General features: G+C 71.5%; 17 protein-coding genes. 2 read left to right on the top strand and 15 right to left on the bottom strand.

Features of this window, described 5'->3' with window-relative positions; genetic code table 11:
• Positions 1-369: 369 nt before the first annotated feature.
• From vanX to LL648_RS33940, 6 genes are all read right to left on the bottom strand, one after another.
• Entirely contained in the window at positions 370-978 is a 609-nt protein-coding gene (vanX, locus tag LL648_RS33965) for a D-Ala-D-Ala dipeptidase VanX (RefSeq protein WP_232666914.1), read from the bottom strand.
• The gene (vanA, locus tag LL648_RS33960; RefSeq protein ID WP_232666913.1) at positions 975-2,015 is read right to left on the bottom strand and encodes a D-alanine--(R)-lactate ligase; all 1,041 of its coding nucleotides are present in this window, start codon (positions 2,013-2,015) and stop codon (positions 975-977) included. The genes vanX and vanA overlap by 4 nt, the downstream gene beginning before the upstream one ends.
• Positions 2,008-2,976 carry a D-isomer specific 2-hydroxyacid dehydrogenase family protein gene (locus LL648_RS33955; RefSeq protein WP_308190429.1) on the bottom strand — a complete coding sequence of 323 codons (969 nt, stop codon included), beginning with the start codon at positions 2,974-2,976 and terminating at the stop codon, positions 2,008-2,010. The genes vanA and LL648_RS33955 overlap by 8 nt, the downstream gene beginning before the upstream one ends.
• A 170-nt stretch (positions 2,977-3,146) precedes the next feature.
• A complete protein-coding gene (locus LL648_RS33950; RefSeq protein ID WP_232666911.1) occupies positions 3,147-6,425 on the bottom strand; it encodes a hypothetical protein in 3,279 nt (1,092 codons plus the stop codon).
• Between the two features lie 24 nt (positions 6,426-6,449).
• Positions 6,450-8,753: a LuxR C-terminal-related transcriptional regulator gene (locus tag LL648_RS33945; RefSeq protein ID WP_232666910.1), complete on the bottom strand. Its 2,304-nt coding sequence runs from the start codon at positions 8,751-8,753 to the stop codon at positions 6,450-6,452.
• 74 nt (positions 8,754-8,827) lie between these two features.
• A complete protein-coding gene (locus LL648_RS33940; RefSeq protein ID WP_232666909.1) occupies positions 8,828-9,283 on the bottom strand; it encodes a VOC family protein in 456 nt (151 codons plus the stop codon).
• A 68-nt stretch (positions 9,284-9,351) separates the two neighbouring features.
• On the opposite strand from LL648_RS33940, the gene LL648_RS33935 reads away from it, so the two are divergent.
• Positions 9,352-10,005 carry a TetR/AcrR family transcriptional regulator gene (locus LL648_RS33935; RefSeq protein WP_232666908.1) on the top strand — a complete coding sequence of 218 codons (654 nt, stop codon included), beginning with the start codon at positions 9,352-9,354 and terminating at the stop codon, positions 10,003-10,005.
• Between the two features lie 67 nt (positions 10,006-10,072).
• Positions 10,073-10,654 carry an isopentenyl-diphosphate Delta-isomerase gene (gene idi / locus LL648_RS33930; protein ID WP_232666907.1) on the top strand — a complete coding sequence of 194 codons (582 nt, stop codon included), beginning with the start codon at positions 10,073-10,075 and terminating at the stop codon, positions 10,652-10,654.
• A 108-nt stretch (positions 10,655-10,762) separates the two neighbouring features.
• Here idi and LL648_RS33925 read toward each other — a convergent pair whose 3' ends face one another.
• The 9 genes from LL648_RS33925 to LL648_RS33885 form a co-directional block, all read right to left on the bottom strand.
• Positions 10,763-12,106: a sugar porter family MFS transporter gene (locus LL648_RS33925; protein ID WP_232666906.1), complete on the bottom strand. Its 1,344-nt coding sequence runs from the start codon at positions 12,104-12,106 to the stop codon at positions 10,763-10,765.
• On the bottom strand, positions 12,103-12,789 hold the full coding sequence (locus tag LL648_RS33920) for an HAD family hydrolase (protein ID WP_232666905.1): 687 nt from the start codon (positions 12,787-12,789) through the stop codon (positions 12,103-12,105). Before LL648_RS33920 ends, LL648_RS33925 begins: the two co-directional genes overlap by 4 nt.
• On the bottom strand, positions 12,789-13,568 hold the full coding sequence (locus LL648_RS33915; protein ID WP_232666904.1) for a hypothetical protein: 780 nt from the start codon (positions 13,566-13,568) through the stop codon (positions 12,789-12,791). The genes LL648_RS33920 and LL648_RS33915 overlap by 1 nt, the downstream gene beginning before the upstream one ends.
• A gap of 11 nt (positions 13,569-13,579) precedes the next feature.
• Entirely contained in the window at positions 13,580-14,140 is a 561-nt protein-coding gene (locus LL648_RS33910; RefSeq protein ID WP_232666903.1) for a GNAT family N-acetyltransferase, read from the bottom strand.
• 171 nt (positions 14,141-14,311) lie between these two features.
• Positions 14,312-14,686, bottom strand: coding sequence for a DUF805 domain-containing protein (locus LL648_RS33905; RefSeq protein ID WP_232666902.1), 375 nt, complete (start codon positions 14,684-14,686; stop codon positions 14,312-14,314).
• A gap of 115 nt (positions 14,687-14,801) precedes the next feature.
• On the bottom strand, positions 14,802-15,182 hold the full coding sequence (locus tag LL648_RS33900; protein WP_232666901.1) for a DUF805 domain-containing protein: 381 nt from the start codon (positions 15,180-15,182) through the stop codon (positions 14,802-14,804).
• Positions 15,183-15,286: 104 nt separating this feature from the next.
• Complete coding sequence (locus LL648_RS33895) at positions 15,287-16,711, bottom strand: OmpA family protein (RefSeq protein ID WP_232666900.1); 1,425 nt, start codon at positions 16,709-16,711, stop codon at positions 15,287-15,289.
• Between the two features lie 237 nt (positions 16,712-16,948).
• Positions 16,949-18,529 (bottom strand): alpha-amylase family protein, encoded by a 1,581-nt coding sequence (locus LL648_RS33890; RefSeq protein ID WP_232666899.1) that lies wholly within the window; start codon positions 18,527-18,529, stop codon positions 16,949-16,951.
• Positions 18,526-19,491 carry a TIGR03885 family FMN-dependent LLM class oxidoreductase gene (locus LL648_RS33885; protein WP_232666898.1) on the bottom strand — a complete coding sequence of 322 codons (966 nt, stop codon included), beginning with the start codon at positions 19,489-19,491 and terminating at the stop codon, positions 18,526-18,528. Before LL648_RS33885 ends, LL648_RS33890 begins: the two co-directional genes overlap by 4 nt.

Below are 19,491 nucleotides of genomic sequence, written 5' to 3'. Positions count from 1 at the left end.
TGTGGGTGGCGGGCACGCCGGCTGCGCCGGCCGTCGACAACGACGTTTTGGCTGTTGTTAGCGCTCACAAACAGCCATAACGTCGTTGTCGACGCTTTTATCCGGGAGGTGGGCACGTCTTGGCGCGACGGCGTGTGCGGTGGGAATGTCCGCTGGACGGCACCACAGGACAGAGGATCACCCTATTCCCGCAGGCTGATCGTCGGGACCCAGGCAAAACGGTGGACCGACCGAAGTCAACAATTTGGTGATGCTGTGCAAGGCACATCATCGGGAGTTCCATGCCACCGAATGGATCGTCCGGATAGTTGATGGATTACCCGAATTCATCCCACCCAGATGGGTCGACCCGGATCAGATGCCGCGCCGTCACATGACGGGGAAGTCGAAGTAGGTGTCGGGGTACGGCTCGTCCTTCAGCGAGTAGTGCCACCACTCGCGCTCGTACGCTCGGAACCCGCATGCCTCCATCACGAAACGAAGGTGCTCGCGGCTCGTCTCTTCGACCCGGGTGATGCCAGTTGCGCCGTGGTGGGAGATCGGGTCCATCAGGTCGTGGCCGCCGCCCATTTCCGCGAGCTCGCCGGTGGCCAGGTGGTAGAGCGTCAGGTCGACCGTGCTGCCCCGGCTGTGGCCCGATTTCTTGGCCACGTACCCGTTCTCGAACATCGCGGTCCGGTTGATGTTCGGGTAATGGCGCTGCTTCGTCCGGCCGTCCTCCGGCTGTTCCGCCCAGCGGATGAAGCAGTCCACTGCGCGCTGCGGGCGGTAGCCGTCCCAGAGCAGCAGACCGAAGCCGAGGGAAGCAGCCTTCTCCTGCGCGCTCTCCAGCGCCGCGCACAACGCTCGCGTGCCGATGACGCGGTTCACCAGGTACCCGTCGACCGGGCGGCCGGTGAAGTTGTCCCAGGTCGCGTACTTGGCGTCCCACCGGATGCCGGGCACCAGCTCGTCGACGAAGGCGAAGTCCTCGTTCACCGAGGGGTCCCGGGCAACGCCAGCGACACCAGCCGCTCGATCATCTCGCCGAACGACAGCCCGGCGGCGATCATCATCCGCGGATAGCGGCTGTACGAGGTCAGGCCGGGCAGGGTGTTGACCTCGTTCAGCACCACCGACCCGTCCGCCTTGAGGAACAGATCCACGCGGGCGAGGCCCCGACAACCCAAGGCGCGGTAGATGGTCTTCGCGGTCTCCTGGACGAGCGCGCGCGACTCCGCCGGAATGTCTGCGGGAACGACCGGGGTCGAGTTCTCCGAGCCGCTTTCCGGGTTGCTCTCCTGGTGGATCCTGAAGAAGCCGTGCGAAAGCACGATCTGGTCGACCTCGCCGGCGAACAGATCCGCGCCGTTGCCCATGACGGCACATCCGACCTCGCTGCCGACAACACCCTGCTCGACCAGCACCTTCGAGTCGAACTCCCGCGCGGTTTCGAGCGCGGCCGCCAGCTCGTCCTTACCTGACACCTTGCTGACACCGAACGACGAGCCCGAACGGGCCGGCTTCACGAACACCGGGTACGGGAGCTGATCGGGATCGACGTCCTCGTCGGCCGTGACGATCCAGAAGTTGGGCGTCGGGATTCCCGCGGCCTGGACGACCCGGTACGCCATGGACTTGTCCATGCAGAGCGCGGAGCTCTGGATGTCGCAGCCCACATAGGGGATGCCCGAAAGCTCCATCAGCCCCTGGATCGCGCCGTCCTCGCCGAGCTTCCCGTGCAGCACGGGCAGCAGCACGTCCAGGCCGATCGTCTCGTACTTGCCCTCGTCCAGCACGAGCAACCCGCGGACGTCCCGGTCGGGCGACAGCACAACGGGGCGGGCGCTGCCGTTCTCCCAGTTCTCCTCAGGGCCGTCGCAGAGCTTCCACGCGCCGGTCGACGTGATGCCGATCCAGTACGGCTCGAACTTGCCGAGGTCGAGGTTCTCGGCGACCTGCCGTGCGGATTTGACGGAGACGGGGTGTTCTTCGGAAACGCCGCCGAACAGAACTCCGACTTTCAGTCTAGCCACGATTGTTCCCGCTTTCGAACGTGAGGCAGTTGATGATTGAGTTCTCCACGGTGTCGCGCAGGGCGTGGTCCGTGTAGTAGGCCGTGTGCGGGCTGATCAGCACGTTCGGCAGATCGTGCAACCGCAGCAGGCTCTCGCTCTCGATGGCCTTGTTGCTGCAGTCGACGTAGAAGATTCCTTCTTCGCCTTCGAGGACGTCGAGGGCCGCACCGCCCAGCCAGCCGCTCTCCAACGCCGCGACGAGGGCCTCGGTATCGACGAGCGCACCGCGTCCGGTGTTGACGACGTACGCGCCGCGCTTCATCCGTTCGATGCGTCGACGGTTCAGCAGGTGGTGGGTCTCGGCGTCGAGCGGGGTATGGAGGGTGACGATGTCGCTCTGCCGCAACAACTCGTCGAGCGGAACATGGTCACCCGACGGCATCGGGCACTTGTCAAAGGTCAGCACCCGGCAGCCGAAGCCCTGCAGGCGAGCGATGACGGCGGCCCCGATCCGCCCGGTCCCGACCACCCCGACGGTCAGGTCACGCAGCTCCCGCCCGCGCATGTCGTTGAGCCGGTAGTCGTGGACGTCGGTACGGCGGATGGTCGTCTTCGCATGCCGGACGGCCATCAGCATCAACATCAACGTGTAGTCGGCCACGCTGTCCGGCGAGTAGGCCACATTCCCGACGGCGATCCCGACGCTCTCGGCGTAGGGCACGTCGATGTGGTTGAACCCGATGCTCCTCGTCGAGATGTACTGCACACCGGCGCGGGCCAGCGCCCGAAGCGCAGAATTCGCGACCCGGGACTTGTGCCCCACGCTGATGCACCGGTTTCCGAATGCCGGCTCGATCGTGGATTCGGAAACCGCGGCCTCGACGATGGTCGGCGCGATGCCGAGACGCGGCGCCAACTCGCGGAACAGGGCGGCCTCGGCCGGCTCACATCCATAAACGGTAATTCCGGACGATGGGATTCCGGACAGGGGGCCGACCGCGGGGAGCGCCGACGACCGCGTGCGGCGAGCCGCAGTTCGTGCCGGTTCGCTGTAGGTCATACCTCCCAGCCAAGGCGGCATCATGTTGCCAGCACGTATCCGTTTTCGGATACGCGGACGATATGCGGGCCGCCACTAGGATGCGCCGGCTAACGCTCCGGGCTCGTGAACGTGGAGAGCGCCGCGCGGCGGACGTCCGGGTCGGGGTCCGTGCGCAGCCCGGCGAGCAGGTCGCGCCACGGGGTCGCCCAGCCGGTCGCGGCGCCGGCGACGGTCACGACGGCGAGCGCAAACGCCGGCGCTCCCGCGACCAGCGCGGTCGCCATGGCGAGCAGGTCGTCCGGCGGCAGGCGGCTCACCACCTGTTCCGTCCGGCGCCGGACGGTCCCGCTCGCGCGGTCGCGCAGCGTGGAGGTCTCGGCCTGCTCGTGGGCGGCGAGCAGGCCCGCCGGGTCGGCGCGCTCCCACGGGTGCGCGGCCAGCAGCAGCTCGACGGCGCTCTCCCGGTAGGTCTCCTCGGTGAGCGCCCCGGCCAGCGCGGCCGCGATGCGGCGGCCCGAGTCGGATCCGGCGCTGCCGACCACCATCCGAGCCACGTCGAGCACCCGTTGCCGCGCCGGCAGATCGCGGTCGGGCCCGACGACGTCCCGAACGGCGAGCAGCGCCCGCACCGCCTCGACGACGACGTCCGGCCGGCCGGTGCGCACGGCGTGCACCACGAGTGCGCGCGCCGCCGCATGCCACGTCGACGTGCGGGCGAGGTCGGTGGTCAAGCCGGTCAGCAGCTCGACGGCACCCGGATCCTGGTCGGCCCATCCCGAGATCACCTGCAACGCGGGCAGCGCGACCACGGGGTCCGGCGCGCCGGCAACGATCCGCACCAGCACCGCGTACCGGGCGCGGTGCCGTTCCGGTATGTCGAGCAGGCGGGTCTCCACGATCGCGGTCGCGGTGGCCGGGTCGGCGGCGGCCTCGGCGAGCACCTGCCACGCGACCGGTTCGTCGAGCAGGGAGCGGCAGGCCGACACCACCGCGCGGCGGACGTCACGGTGCTGGCGTTCCGCACGGAACACGCGTGCCACCCGCTCCGCCGCGCCGGGGACCCGGTGCAGCACGACCAGCCGGACGGCCTCCTTGCGCGCGGTGATCTTGCCTCCGTCGAGCGCCGGTTCGAGCAGCTCGCCGAGCGTCCGCGGCGAGAGGAACCGCGCGCATCGCGCGGCTGCCGGCACCGCGACCCTGGCCCGGTCGGTGCCGGTCCAGCGCAGGAGCTCCTCGAGCGAATCGGCCGGGTACTCCGTCCAGGCGAGCCCGGCCAGCGCGGCCTCCGCTACCGGCACTTCCTGGTCGTAGACGAGCCTGCCGAGCGCCGGCGCCGCCCCAGGCACCCCGCTCAGCGTGTGCGCGGCCTGCACCCTCAGGTACGTCGTCGCCCGGCTGTTCTCCGCGACCGAGGCGAGCAGCTCGACGTACCGCGTGCACTGCCTCGGCAGCCACCGGTCGAAGCAGCCTGCGAACCACGGGATGTGGCGCACGTCCGACGAGAGGAAGCGGCCCCTGATCCGTCCGGTCAACACGCGGTCGAGCAGGTCGGTCCGCCGCCGTGCAACGGCGTTGCGCACGGCGTCGATGGTGATCGTCGACCGGTCGGTGCGCAGCACTTCTGCCACCCGCTCGTCCCTCGTCGCCTGCGGTGCGAGCCAGAGCGAGATGGCGGTCCGAACAATGGCGTCGTTCGAGGCGTGCCGGGCGCGGTCGATCACCTCCTGCAGCAGGGGCATGCCCCACGCGCGCCGGTCCAACCCGTTGGCGAGCGCGAACGCGACCTCGAACCGCCCACGCGCCGCGTCGGCTTCGATGCGTGGCCGCAGCGCTGCGAACACCCTGTGCTCCGCGCCGCGCGGCAGTCCCCTGTCGAGCCCGTGCAGGGCGAGCATGTCGAGGCCGGAACCCATCCGACCGAGCGCGTCGAGCCCGCATTCGACGACGTCGGCGCGCTCGGCGACGGCGCCTTCCCTGATGAGCCGATCCGCGAGCAGGCGGACCGACTGGCTGCTCTGCCACGAGTGGTCACGTGCCTCGACGGCATCGGTCACGAGCCGGCGCACGACGGGCAGGTCGGCCGAGCGGAACAGCCATGCCGGCACCGCTGCCACTGCCGCCAGCGCCGCCGACCGGACGGGATCCTGCTCGTTGCGCAGGCGCGTCAATGACGCCAGGCACGTGCCGAAGGCGTCGGGATCGCGGGTGGCCGCAGCGGCGTGGATCACGTGCCGGTACGCGCTCGCCCGCTCGTCCGCAGACGGACGGGTGGTGGCCTCGACGAGCACCGGTTCGGCGTCGGCCCACGCCGTGCGCGCCACCACGGCCAGTCGCGTCTCCTCGTCGTCGGCGACGCTGCGGAAGCCGAGCAGCCGGTTGGCCTCGGCGATGCGGGCGTCGCGCGGGAGGTCGTCGATCAGGTCGATGGGCAGCCCGGACGCGAGCAGGTCGCGGTCGCCGACAATGCCGGCGTAGACAGCGGGGCGGCGCGACGGCGGGAGCGTGTGCAGGAACTGGCCCAGCTGGGTGGGGTTGAGCACCCGAGCCAGCGCAACGAGGTCGGGATCATCGGCGCGCTGCAGCACCCTCCACAGGCCGCGACTGGTCGGGATCGGACCGATCCGGCGCGGGTCGAGCAGGATCCGCAGCAGGCGCGCCGGGTCGTGCCGCGCCAGCATGCTCGCGTTGCGCCACAGTCCCGCCGGCAGCGGGACGATCCCGATGGCGCCTTCGAGCAGCGTGAACGCCCGGTCCGGCGCGAGCTCGGCGGCCACGACGACGACGTCGCCCAGCCGGTTCCACACCTCCGGCCAGCGTGGTCGCGGCGTGCGCGCCAGCTCGGCCTCCATGTGGTCGAGCGCAACCGCGCAGTGCCGGGTGGCGAGGGCACCCCAGCTCACCTGGACGTGCGCGAGCCCCGGCAGCGCCGCCGCGACGACGGCCGCGGAGCACGCCGGCAGCAGCGCCCCAGCCTCCGCGTCGTCGAACCTGCCGGCCGCCGCCCGGTACAGCTCGTCCGCAACCGCGGGGTCGCGGTGCTTGCGAACGGCCCGGTAGAGGGTGCGCCGCAACGCGACCGGCATCTCGTCGAACCCTGCCGCGACGACGTCCGCCGGCAGGCCCGCACGCACCGCGGCGACCAGCGCGGACGCCCGCAACCGCGGCTGTGGCGCGTGCAGGCACCGGGCGATGTGCGCGGTGTCCAGGCTGAGCACGGCGAGCTGGAGGGCCAGCGTCGCGGAGTACTCGTCGCCGCCGGCCAGCTGCGCGACGAGCCGGGGCAGGCCGGGATCGGCCGAGCGTCCGATCGCAGCGATCCGGTGCTGGCGTGCGGGGAACGCGAGCCGGTCCAGCTCACGCAGCAACGATCGCGCGGAAGGGATCATCCACTGGATTCTGCCGCTACGCGGTCAGGCCGGTGCAGCCACCAGCGTGCGCGCCACCCTGGTCGCGTGGCGGCGGTTGGGGACTCCGAGCTTCGTCAGGATCGTCGAGACGTGGTGGTCGACGGTCCGCACCGAGAGCACGAGCCGGCCGGCGATCTCGGCGTTGGTCAGCCCGTCGGCCATCAGGTCGAGCACGTCGGCCTGCCTGCTGGTCAGCCCGGCCGGGTGGGCGCGGGTCGTCGCCTGCGGGCCGCGCGGGATCGTGCGCATGCCCAGCTCCCGCAGCCGCCGCCGGGCGATCCGGGCCGCGGCGACGGCGCCCAGCCCATCGAGGGTCCGCAGCGCGTCGAGCGTGGTCTCCACCCCGCCTGTCTCGGCGTTCTCCAGCGCGGTCTCGTACGGATCGAGCGACGGCACCGGTCCGGAGTCGCCGCCGACGTCCAGCCCGGCCCGTATGGCGTAGCGACGCAGTTCGGCCCACAGCGGGACGGCCGCCGGCCACCCGTCGAGCACATCCGGGTCGACGTCGCCGCGACCGGCGAGCCACACCCATTCCAGGAGCGCGGTGCCGGCGTGGCCGATCGCGAACGCGGTGCGCTGTCGCCCGGCCCGCTCCCACACCGACCGCACGGCGTCCTCGGCCTCCGGCGCGCCGCGGCGGGCCAGCAGCCTGGCGTGCGCCGCGTCGACCGGCACCTGCAGCAGGCCCAGCTCGGCCGGGCCGTCGCGAAGTGCGGCCAAGCCGGTACCCGCGGTGTCCCACGCGCCGCGCCGCACGTCGAGCAGGCAGCGGTGCACGGCGAGGAAGCAGGCCGCGAACCCGAACCCGTGTGCTCCGGTGAGCTCGGCGCCGGCACTGAGGCACGCGTCCAGCTCGCCGAGCCGCTCCGCACGCAGCAGGAGCTCCGCAAGATCGCAGTACGCCTGCGCGGCACACTCGGGGCTGCCGCGCTCGATCGTCTCCCGCAGCTCCGTCTCACCGCGCCCGCCGCCGGCGATCAGCCACCGCGACCCCGCGGCGGAACGCCCCAGCTCCAGCGCCTCGGCGGTGGCACCCGCGAGCAGGTGGTAGCGCGCGGAACGCATCCGGGCCGCGGTCGCGTCGCCGTTGCGCTGTTGCAGCTCGACCGCTCGGTTCGCCGCGTGCGCCGCCTCCGTGAGCCGCGACGCATGGCACAGCTCTGCGGCGTACCCCTCCAACGCCGTGCAGGCGTCCGCCGGCTGCAGGTGGGCGAGCAGCGCAACCGCCTGCTCGTAGCGCCCGAGCGCCTGTTCACGGGCCCCACCCGCAGCGGCCTGCCGGGCAGCTTCGAGCGCCAGCCCGGCCGTCGCGGGAGCGTCGCCCGCCCGGGCGGCGTGGTACGCCGACCTCGCCGGGTCCGGCCGGTCCAGGCTGCGCAGCGCCTCGAACGCACATCGGTGCAGAGCACGCCTGCGCAGCTGCGGCCGGCTCTCCTCCACCGCCCGCCGGACGAGCTCGTGCCGGAAAGCCACGCCGCTGGGCCGCACGTCGAGGAAGCCCGCTGCCTCGGCGGCGTCGAGCGCGTGCACGTCGGTCCCGAGCAGCGTGTCCACCAGCTCGAACGGGACGCGTTCCGGCATGACCGACAGCTGGGCCAGCGCGCTGCTGCAGCGGCTGCCGAGCTCCTGCATCCGCGCCACAACCGCATCGGTGACGGCCGCCGGCGCGCGTTCGGCCGGCCCCGCCGCGATCGCCTCCGTCACCAGGAACGGGTTGCCGCCGGTCAGCGTATGCAGCTGCGCCACGTCCCATGGGGACCCGGCGGCCAGCACGGCGACGGCGTCGACCGACAGCGGCCGCAGCTCGACCCGCCGCACCGGGACGGTGGCGAGCCCGCCGAGCCAGCGCCAGACCGGGTGCTCCGGCGGGGCGCCACCGTCGGCGACGGTGGCCACGAGCAGCGCCGGCAGCTCGGTGATCCGCTTCGCCAGGTGGCAGAGCACGTCGAGGGTTGCCGGGTCGGCGCGGTGCAGGTCGTCGACGACGAGCACCGCCGGTGTGCCGCCGAGCTCCGCGATCACCCCCGCGAAGGCGCAGTCCGCGCCCGTGAGCAGCGCGTTCTCCAACGGGCCCGCGGTGCCGGCGACGGCCTCGCGCAGCGGGCCGAGTGCGCGGGTGCCGAGCAGGTCGTCACACGTGCCGCGCAACACGCGCAGCGGCACGCCATCGCTCCACGCGCGGACGAGGCTCGACCGGCCGGCTCCCCACTCGCCCGATACGACGACGACCCCGCCCCGTCCGTCGGCCGCCTCGGCGGCGCCGGCCCGCAACACGGCCGTCGCGTCGGCACGCTCCAGCAGTTCCACTTCGCCCACCCCCTCGGCTCGACGCGGTCAGCCTGACCGGCCCCGGCTGCGATCCGGCTGCGATCCCGCCGCGCTCAGGAGCTGACCGGCCGCACGTGCCGCGGGTACCCGTCCTCTCCGACGTGGTCCTTCTCCGGCCCGGCCCAGCTGTAGAAGCGCAGCTCGGTGCCGTCGGGATCGAAGGTCGAGATGATCCAGCCGATGGTCGCCTCGATGACCGGGGTGCGCTTGACGCCGAGCTCGTCGAACTTCGCGGCCCACGCCTCCGCGGCGGCCTGGTCGGCGATGCCGAAGCTGACCGGGTCGTACCCGCTGATGCCGCGGGCCTTCTCCGGGTTCTCGCGCAGCGCGAACCCCGTCCGGCCGAGCCCCGGCAGCCGTCCGGACAGGCCCCGGACCACGCCGTCCTCGTCGGGGAACTCCATCTCGGCGACGAACCCGAGCACCCTCTCGTACCACTCACGGCTGCGCTGCAGGTCGCTGACCGGCAGCTTCACGTGGTGGATCCCCTCGAACCCCGGCTCACCCATCACCGTCTCCTCAGTTCATCTGTGTTGATTGCAGTGCAACTGCAGTCACTGCTGATAGAGTGCATCTCGTGACGGATGCTGTCAAGCAGCCCTACCGGTCCCGCGTACGCGAGGAAGCCGCGCTGCGCACCAGGAGGCTGATCAGGGACGCAGCCACCCGACTGTTCGTCGAGAACGGCCTCGGCGCGACGACGATGCGCCAGATCGCGGCCGCGGCCGGAGTCGCGGATCGGACTGTCTATACGGCGTTCCCCACGAAGAACGCGCTCTTCAAGGAAGCGCTCGACGTCGCGACCGCGGGCGACGAGGAACCGCTCAGCGTTGCGCAGCGGCCCGACTACATGGCGATCGTCGAGGCCCCGGACCCGCAGACGGCGGTCCGGCTGTTCGCCGAGCACGGCACCGCGCTGCTGGAACGTGTCGGCGACCTGCTCAGGGCCGCGTACGAGTCGGCGGGCAGCGACCCCGAGCTGCGCAAGTGGATCGACGAGGCCCGCGACGCGATGAGCACGAACATGACCTCGCTGGCCACGCAGTGGTACCAACGCGGGCTGTTCAGGGAGGGCGTGGACATCGAGTACGCCGCCGCGACCCTCTACGCGGTCGGCGGGGCGTTCAGCCACCGTGCATTGCGGCACGACCTGGGCCGCAGCGTCGAGCAGTACACGGAATGGGTTGCCGAGACGCTGATGCGGTCGCTCATGCGCGACGACCCGCTGTGACCGCGAGATACCCGAATGGATCGGCGAGCGGTGCGCGATGCGCCGCACCGGACCATAGATTGGGAACGTGCCCGAACAAGTCGTGCTGCTCGACGAGGCCGGCCGGGCGACCGGCTCGTTTCCCAAGGCCTCGGTCCACCACACCGAAACACCCCTGCACCTCGCCTTCTCCTGCTACGCCTTCGACGATCAGGACCGGCTCCTGTTCACCCAGCGCGCACTCGGCAAGGCGACCTGGCCCGGGGTCTGGACGAACACGTGCTGCGGCCACCCGGCGCCCGGCGAGGCGATGCTCACCGCGATCCGACGCCGGCTGGAGGACGAGCTCGGGGTCGAGCCGCTCTCCGTCCGGCTCGTGCTGCCGCGGTTCCGGTACCGGGCGACGATGGCCGACGGGACCGTCGAGAACGAGCTTTGCCCCGTGTTCGTGGCGCGGGTGGCCGGCGAGCCGGATCCGCGACCGGACGAGGTCGAGGCGGCCCGGTGGTACCCGTGGGGCGATTTCGTCGCCGACGTCTCCGAGCGGCGCGTCGACGTCTCTCCGTGGGCCCAACTGCAGGTCGCGGAGCTGAGCGCGCTCGGGGAGGCACCCGAGAAGTGGCCGTCCGGCGACCCGGCCGACCTCCCCCCGGCGGCCCGCCTGAGCTGAACCGGCTCTCGGCGCGCCCCGGCGGACCGAATCTCCCCACCGTTTTGTGCACTTGCGCGCCGTTTGAGCGCGCAGGTGCACAAAACGGTGGGGAAGTTGGCCGGACGGTCAGCGGTCGTGCTGGTGGTGCGCCTGTTCGAGGGACTGGCCTGCTGTCTCGGGTGCGCGGACGGCGAGGTAGGCGACGGCTACGGCGCCGACCGCCGCGAAGAACCCGAACACCGCGCCCATGCCGGGCCCGGCGGCGGCCCACAGGAACCCCTCTGCCACGACGACGTTTGCCAGCATCGCGCTGACCAGCATCAACGACGAGCCGGTCGCGCGCAGCTGCACCGGGTAGGCCTCCGCCGCGTACACCCACACCACCGAGCCGAAGCCGCCGCTGAATGCGCACGTGAACACAAGGGCCGCCGCGAACCCGATCCACGGGCCTGCTCCTGTCGGCTGGCCGGGCCAGAACACGGCGGAGAGCGTGAGCGCCGCGGCCGCCATCGCCGTCAGCCCGGTGAGCAGCGTGAACCGTCGCCCCAACCGGTCGACGACGAACAGCGACCCGACCGTGGCGAGCACGGCGAAGAACTGCACGACGGTCGGCCAGCCGTAGGAGCCCGCAGTGTCGAAGCCGAGCGCCGCGAACACCGTCGGGCTGTAGTACGTGATCGCGTTGATGCCGGTGAGCTGGGCGAACACACCCAACAGCACGACGAACACCGTCGCGCGCCGGTAGCGCGGCGCCCACAGGTCGCGCAGGCTCCCGGTGCGGGCGCTCTCCGAGCGCACCTCGGCCACCAGCCCGGCCAGCGCGTCGTCCGCCCTCGCCGGATCGGTGCGCCGCAGCACGTCGGCGGCCTCGGCGTCCCTCCCGACGAGGACCAGCCACCGGGGGCTCTCCGGGAGCACGACGAGGCAGCCGAGCACGAGGACGGCGGGCACGGCGGCCAGCCCGAGCATCAGCCGCCAGCCGCCGCCGAACGAGAGCAGGTAGTTCACCAGGTAGGTCACGAAGATCCCGCCGACGCACGCCACCTGGTACATCGCGACGAACCGGCCCCGCAGCCGCGCAGGCGAGATCTCGGCGACGTAGAGCGGCGCGGCCACCATCGAGACGCCGATCGTCAGGCCGAGCCCGACGCGGACGACGTCGAGCATCACGACGTCGGTCGCGAGCGACTGCAGCACCGCGACCACGGCGTACCCGGCGGCGATCCCGATCATGGTGCGGCGGCGGCCGAACAGGTCGTTCAGCCGCCCGGCGACCAGCGCGCCCACCAACTGGCTCAGCACGACCACGCCGTTCACCCAACCCGCGGCGAGCGGCGAGAGGTTGAACTCGCGCGTGATGCCGGGCAGCGCACCGGCGATGCTGCCGAGGTCGTACCCGAAGATCACTCCGATGGCCGCGCCCGACACGGCGACCAGCACGCTCGCGCGGGTCGTCCTCTCCTCGGTCATGGCAGGTCGACCGCGGTGCCGTCGCGCCCGCCACGCACGTGCGCCCCGGCGAAGTCGATGATCGTGTGCTCCGCGCCCAGCACCGTCAGCTCCGCCGCACGCGACGGCAGCCGGCCCGCCACGCCGACGCAGCGGGTGCCGGCCGCCACCGCGGAACGCACGCCGCTCACGGAGTCCTCGAACACGAGGCACCGCCGCGGCAGCACACCGAGCCGGGTGGCCGCGAGCCGGTAGCAGTCGGGCGCGGGCTTGCTCGCGGCGTCGCCGTCGGCGACCCGCACGACGAATGCCTCGGTGAGCCCGGTGGCGTCGAGCACACGCTTGACCCGCACCGGCGACGCGCTCGTGACCAGCGCCAACACCACACCTGCCGCATGCAGCGCCGAGACGAACCGGGTCGCGCCCGCCACCGGCGCGAAGTCGAGCTCCGGCTCGGCCGTCTCCACCACCCGCAGGACCGCCTGCCGTTCCGGCGGGGTCATCGCAGGGCACAACGCCTCGACGGTCTTCGCCGGCGCACGTCCGTAGACGTGCTGGCCGAGCTCGCTCGCACCGAGCCTGCGCCCGATCGCCCGCTCCCACAGCGCGGCGACGGGCGCGTCGGTGTCGATCAGCACCCCGTCCATGTCGAACACGACGGCCAGCGGCCCGGCCGCACCGGCGAGCCCGATGGTGCGCGCCATCAGACCATCCCGACGGGCACGGGGACGCCGCCGGCCGCCTGCCCCGCGAGCCCGGCGGCGAGGCGGCCGCCGAGCACCGCGTGCCGCATCGCCGCAGCCATCCGCACCGGGTCCGCCGCACGCACGACGGCCGCGTTGACGAGCACGGCGTCGGCACCCAACTCCATGGCCTGCGCCGCGTGCGCCACCGAGCCGATCCCGCATTCGACGACCACCGGCACCGCGGCGGCCTCGATCGCCAGCCGCATCGCGACCGGGTCGGCGATGCCGCGGGCGCTGCCCACCGGCGAGGCGACCAGCCGGACCGCGGCGCAGCCCGCGTCCACCAGCTCCGCGACCACCGCGACGTCGGCCGGCACCAGCGGCAGCACGGCGAAGCCCTGTGTGCACAGCTCCCGGGCCACCCGCAGCGTCGCGGGCACGTCGGGGGTGTTGTCCTCGCCGCGGACGTCGAGCTTGATCGTCGTGATGGCGAACGAGCCGTGCAGCATCTCGACCGTGCGCAGCGCCTCGTCCTCGCTTCGGGCGAACGAGGTGGTGCCCACCCAGGTGAACGTCTCGACGTCGAGCACCGCCGCGACGTCGAACAACGGGACGCTGCTGCGCCTGCTGCGCAGGTCGAACGTCGTGATGAAGACGTCGCAGCCGCCCGCGGTCAGCACGTCGGCGATCAGCTGGGCGGAGGGGTACTGCTCGATCCCGAGCACCAGCCGCGAGCGCAGCGGGCCGGCCGGCGTGTCGAGCCACGGGCGCTGCGCCGGTGCGTCGGCAGCGCTCACAGCTTCAGCGCTCACAGCTTCAGGCCGTTCCAGTCCACGACGGCACCGGCCGGCCAGTCCTCGACGGCCGCCGTGACCGGGCGGATGAACAGCACTTCGTCCGGCATGGAGACGCGCCACATCGTCGCGTTCTCGGGGTGGCGGGCCCGCGCGTCGAGCCGCGTCCACCCGTTGCGGAGGTAGAAGCCCTCGGCGTCGGGCTTGCAGCCGAGGAACCCGAACGGTACGGCCAGCCCGCGCAAGGCCGCCTCGGACTCCTCGAGCAGACGGCGGCCGAGCCCCGAGGACTGCCGGTCGGCGCGGACGGCCACCAGCCCCAGCTCGCCGACCAGCTGGTCGGTGCCGTCGATCCGCAGGAACCGGCGGAGGAAGCCGACGTGCCCGGCGATCCCCGCCTCGTCCCGCACGATCAGCCTCAGCTCCGGCCGGGCCCCCGCCCAGCTGCGCCGATCGGCGAAGAGCGGTTTCGCGGCGGGATCGACCGAGCCGAAGATGCTCCCCAACGCCTCCGACAGCTCGGCCGTCCCGGCTTCACCGAGCTCGTTCTCCCAGCACAAGGCAACGCTGCCCATGATCCCCCCACCGATCAACCGCTCTGGCCAGAATGGCCGACAGCGAGCGCTCTCACACCCGCCGACCGAGTGGTCAGGCATCCGAGTTGGATTGCCCACCGATCACACGGAAGAGTAACCGCAGACACTCTGCCGACCCATCCCGTTGCAGAAGGTGAGGATGGACAGTGCTCACCAGGCCTGGGCGTACGCCTTCGGGTCCGGGCCGTACTGGTTGGCGCCCCGCGTGCCCTCCATCACCGTGAACACGAGGATGACGATCGAGCCGAACGGCACGAACGAGATGAGGTACCACCAGCCGCTGCGGTCGGTGTCGTGCAGCCGGCGCACGGTCACGGCGAGGGTCGGGATCAGCATCGCGAGCGAGAAGATCATGGAGAGGATCAGGGACCAGCGGCTGTCCGTGAGGTAGATGAGCACCGCGTCGACAGCGACCAGTGCCAGCACGAAGATCGTGTAGAACAGGATGTACATCCAGTACTCCTGCCGCCGGGCGCGGCCGGAGAAGTCGGCGTACGGGCGAAGCCCCTTCAAGAACCACTGCATGACGAATCCCCCGTCGTCGTTGTGATGTATCGATCGGTCGTTCCCGGCACGCGGGTTCCCCCGCCGCGTGCCGGGAAGGATCCCCTGGATGACAGGGGACCCCTCCCGGATCGGATCAGTTGTAGACGGTCGCCTTGGGGTCAGGTCCGTACTGGTTCTGCCCGCGGGTGCCCTCGAGCACCGTGAACACCAGCAGGATGATCCCGCCGACGATCGGGACGAGGCCGATCAGGATCCACCAGCCGCTGCGGTCGGTGTCGTGCAGCCGGCGCGCGGTCACCGCAAGGCTCGGGATGATCGTCGCGAGCGCGTAGAGCGCATAGATGAAGCCGTAGCCGGCGAGCGGCCCCTGCCCGAACCCGAAGATCAATCCGTCGAGCACGAACGCGATGATCGTGGCGATGATCGTGAAGAGCGTGTACATCCAGTACTCGGTCCGCCGGGCGCGCCCGGTGAAGTCCGCGTACTGCCGAAGAACCTTCAAGTACCACTGCATGACAGAACCCCTCGTTTCAGCCACTCATGTACCCAGGAACAGGACCGTGCAGCGCGCGGTAGGCGCTCTGACCGGGTCAAACACGTGCGGAGCGAGATAGTGCCCTACCGGCCTGGGGTGACCTCCGCCGGGATGGCCTTGACGAACCCACCAACCTCGACGTCGACCGAGGTCACGTCGGCGGGAGGGGCCGGGATGATGCCCCAGACGGTCACCTCGGCACCGGCGGGGACGGTACCCTGCTTCGAGCTCGGGCCGAATGCGGTGCCGGGGTTGCCCGCGTACTGCCAGTACCTCGGCTCGATGAACGAGCAGAGCCCGCCGCGGCGCTGGTTCTTCGTGTCGACCACCGAGAGCAGCCCCTCGGTGATCGCGCCGGTGGTGTCCGGCTGCACCTCGAGCGCCAGCTCCAGGTCCTCGCTGGTCGGGTTGCTCACCTTCACCTCGGTCAGCAGGAAGCCCGCGTAGCGCTGGACGCTGCCGACCGTCGCGCGCAGCCCTCTCGTCGAGGCCTCCGAGCCCAGGTCGCGCTCCACGACGCGCTCGCCGGCCGCGGCGCCGGTCACCATCACGACGACCCGGCGGTTCTGCGCCCGACCTTCGGGGTTGTCGCTGCCATCGGGGTTCGTGTTCGACGCGACCGGCTGGGTCTCCCCGTGTCCCTTCGGCGTGTACGTGAAGCCGGCGCCCAGCTTGGCCTTCAGCGCCGCCAACACGGACGCGGCACGTTGATCGGAGAGCGTCTGGTTCGCCGCGTCGCCGCCGATGCTGTCGGTGTGGCCGTCGATCGTGACCGCCCCCTCGGTCGCCTTGACCTGCTCCGCGAGCGAGGTGATGGCCCGCTCGGCGGCCGGGGTCAGGTCGGCGCTGCCGAACGCGAACAGCGCGTCGCTGCCGATCTGGTACTGCGTCGGCGCGGCGGCCTGGGTGGTGGTGGCCCCGTCGGTCTCGCAGAGGAGCGGGCCGACCTTCGTGTCACCCGGCGCGCTCGCCGCCTGCAGCACCGGGTCGTCACGCAGCACGGGTGCGCCGGCGGCCTGCACGGGGACGCTCACCGGGAGCAGCCCGTTGAGCACGACCATCATCTGCTGGGTGTCCTCCGGCGGGGCGCTGAAGACGATCGTCACCGTGGTCGACCGCCCCGGCTCGACGTCGTCGTCGACGCTCGCGCTCACGCGGCCGTCGTTCCCGGTGCCCGGCAGCACCCCGTAGGCGGTGCCCTTCGGCAGGTCGTACAGCGCCATCGCGAGCTCACGCCCGTCGATGCCGGCGCTGGACGGGCTCAGCGCCGCCGTGCCGCCGTTGAAGTACTCGAACTGCAGCGCGATCTCGGCCGCGCCGGTGCGGACCAGCCGCACGTCACGGGCCTCGACCGGCTTGGCCGCGGAGAGCGGCTTCGCCACCACGCCCTGCCCGCCGCCGGGCGCCGGTGCCGTGGCCCCGGTCGGCGCGGCCGCCGGCTGCTGCCCCGCTTGCGGCGCGGGACGTCCCGTGATGCCACCGCAACCGGCAACGACCAACGCCGACACGGCCACAATCGCAACGCCGGCCACCCGGCACTTCTCGACTCGTCTCACCGTTCTGCTCCCCGACGCGGTACCGCATGTCGATCTCTGGTCGGAGCACACTCTCGCCGAAGCGCATTGCAGCGGCGTCTCACGGTGGTGTCAGACCGGCCCCGGAACTTCCCCACCGTTTTGCCAACCTGCACACCGTTTTGCCTGTGTAAGTAGGCAAAACGGTGGGGACATTTCGGACGGCCGGCGTCAGGTGCGCAGCCAGCGGCACCCGTAGGGCGGCAGGTCGATCGCCAGCGTGCCGTCGGCGGCGACGTCGACGGGTTTCGCCGCCGGGTCGAGCACGTCGGTGAGCGGCTTCCCGGCGAGCTCGGGCAGCTTGGGCACGGCGCGGACGTCGGTGTCGGCGAAGTTGTGCAGCGCGACGACGGTGGCGTCCTCGGTGTCGCAGCAGTGCGCCAGGACGGGACGGGCGTCGACCCCCGGGTCGAGCACGGTATAGCGGCCCCACGCAAGCTCGGGGCACTCGCGGTAGGCGTCCACGAGCCGACGCATCCACTCGAGCAGCGAACCGGGATCACGCCGCTGCTCGTCGACGGCACTCCAGTCCATGTCCGAGCGCACCGCGAACCGGCCGGGCAGGCTCAGGTCCTCGACCATGCCGATCTCCTCCCCGTAGAACAGCACGGGCGTGCCGGGCAGCGAGAAGAGCAGGCTGTAGACCATCCGGACGCGGCGCTCGTCGTTGCCGAGCATCGACGGCAGCCGCCGCCGGATCCCGCGCCCGTAAAGCCGCATGTCCTCGTCGGGGGCGAACGCCTCGAACACCTCGGTGCGCTGCGCGTCGGTGAGCTTGTCGAGGGTCAGCTCGTCGTGGTTGCGCACGAACGTCGCCCAGTGCCCGTCCTCCGGCGGGTCGGGACGTTCCCGCAGCGCCTGCGCGATCGGCTCCGCGTCGGAGCGGGCGAGCGAGAGGTACATCTGCTGCATGCCGATGAAGTCGAAGCACATCGTCAGCTCGTCGGTGCCACCGCCGCCGTCGGCGGGCCCGAAGAACGGCATGGTGTCGGGGTAGGGCAGGTTCACCTCGCCGAGCAGCACGGCCTCGCCGTTGCGGCGGCGCTGGAACGCCGTGAGGTCGGCGAGGTAGTCGTGCGGTTCCGGCAGGTCGGCGGCGTCGAGCGAGCCCGCGGTCTCCAGCAGGAACGGCACGGCGTCGACGCGGAACCCGGAGAGCCCCAGCTCCATCCAGAAGCCCATGATCCGCGCGATCTCGTCGCGCACCTCGGGGTTGGTGACGTTCAGGTCGGGCTGGTGCTTGTAGAAGCGGTGCAGGTAGTACTGCTTCGCCTTGCGGTCGTACTCCCAGAGGCTGGTCTCCTGGTCGGGGAAGACCACACCCTGCGGGCCGTCCTCGGGCCGCTCGTCACGCCAGACGTACCAGTCGCGGTAGCGCGAGTCGGGCGAGCTGCGGGAATCCTGGAACCACGGGTGCTGCGCCGAGGTGTGGTTGATGACGAGGTCGGCGATCACACGCATGCCGCGGTCGCGGGCGGTTCGCATCAGCTCGACGAAATCCCCGAGCGAGCCCAGGCGCGGGTCGACGCCGTAGAAGTCGGTGATGTCGTAGCCGTCGTCGCGGTCGGGCGTCGGGTAGAACGGCATGAGCCACAGGCAGGTCACGCCGAGCCGGTGCAGGTGGTCGATGCGCTGGATCAGGCCGCGGAAGTCGCCGCAGCCGTCGCCGTTGCCGTCGGCGAACGTCTCGACGTCGAGGCAGTAGATGACCGCGTTCTTCCACCACAGGTCCGACGTACTGGTGAGCCTCATGCCGCCGTCCTCAGCTGCGGGAGCACCTTGTCCCCGAAGGCGTCGATGAACGCGTCCTGTTCCTTGCCGACGTGGTGCAACGCGACCTCGTCGAACCCCAGCTCGATGAGCGAAGCGATCGCGACGGTGTGCCGGTCGAGGTCGCTGGAGATCAGCACGGCCTCCCGCACGGCGTCGAGCGTGACGTGCGCCGACGCCGCGTCGAACACCTCCGGCGTGTCGATGTCCCAGCACGCGGGTGGTGGGAAGACATTGCTGCGCCATTGGTCGAACGCCATCGCCTCCGCGGCCTCCTCCTCCGGTGCCCAGCTCAGGTGGATCTGCAGGTGCAGCCGGCCGCGCCCGCCGGCTTCGCGGTAGGCCTCGACGATCCGGCGCAGCTTCTCGCGCGGCTGGTTGATCGTGATCAGCCCGTCGGCCCACTCCGCGCACCAGCGCGCCGTCTCGACGCTGACGGCCGCGCCGACCAGCGGCGGCGGCTCCGGGGGCAACGTCCACACCCTGGCCCGGTCGACGGTGACCAGCCCGTCGTGGCTGACCTCCTCACCGCGCAGCAGCGCCCGGATGATGTCGACGCATTCGCGCAGCCGCGCGGTGCGGACCTCCTTGCGCGGCCAGCCGCCACCGGTGATGTGTTCGTTGCTGGCCTCCCCGGTGCCGAGCGCGGCCCAGAAGCGGCCGGGGAACATCGCCGCGAGCGTGCCGATGGCCTGCGCGATGATCGCCGGGTGGTAGCGCTGACCAGGCGCGTTGACCACCCCGAACGGCAGCGACGTGGCCTGCATCGCGGCGCCCAGCCATGCCCACGCGAACGCCGACTGCCCTTGCCGCTCGCTCCACGGCGCTATGTGGTCCGACGACATCGCGGCGTCGAACCCCGCTTGCTCCGCGTGTTGCACCGCGGACAGCAAGGCGGCGGGGTGGACCTGCTCATGGGACGCGTGCAGGGCGAAAGAGGTCAT

It is taken from the genome of Pseudonocardia sp. TRM90224, from assembly GCF_021245725.1.
Classification (GTDB): domain Bacteria; phylum Actinomycetota; class Actinomycetes; order Mycobacteriales; family Pseudonocardiaceae; genus Pseudonocardia.
This window is presented reverse-complemented; position numbering and strand designations above follow the sequence as displayed.

Bases quoted from the DNA above. Each gene is read 5' to 3' on its own strand.
- LL648_RS33950 (WP_232666911.1), bottom strand. From the start codon at position 6,425: ATGATCCCTTCCGCGCGATCGTTGCTGCGTGAGCTGGACCGGCTCGCG.
- LL648_RS33940 (WP_232666909.1), bottom strand. From the start codon at position 9,283: ATGGGTGAGCCGGGGTTCGAGGGGATCCACCACGTGAAGCTGCCGGTC.
- LL648_RS33925 (WP_232666906.1), bottom strand. From the start codon at position 12,106: ATGACCGAGGAGAGGACGACCCGCGCGAGCGTGCTGGTCGCCGTGTCG.
- LL648_RS33920 (WP_232666905.1), bottom strand. From the start codon at position 12,789: ATGGCGCGCACCATCGGGCTCGCCGGTGCGGCCGGGCCGCTGGCCGTC.
- LL648_RS33910 (WP_232666903.1), bottom strand. From the start codon at position 14,140: ATGGGCAGCGTTGCCTTGTGCTGGGAGAACGAGCTCGGTGAAGCCGGG.
- LL648_RS33905 (WP_232666902.1), bottom strand. From the start codon at position 14,686: ATGCAGTGGTTCTTGAAGGGGCTTCGCCCGTACGCCGACTTCTCCGGC.
- LL648_RS33900 (WP_232666901.1), bottom strand. From the start codon at position 15,182: ATGCAGTGGTACTTGAAGGTTCTTCGGCAGTACGCGGACTTCACCGGG.
- LL648_RS33890 (WP_232666899.1), bottom strand. From the start codon at position 18,529: ATGAGGCTCACCAGTACGTCGGACCTGTGGTGGAAGAACGCGGTCATC.
- LL648_RS33885 (WP_232666898.1), bottom strand. From the start codon at position 19,491: ATGACCTCTTTCGCCCTGCACGCGTCCCATGAGCAGGTCCACCCCGCC.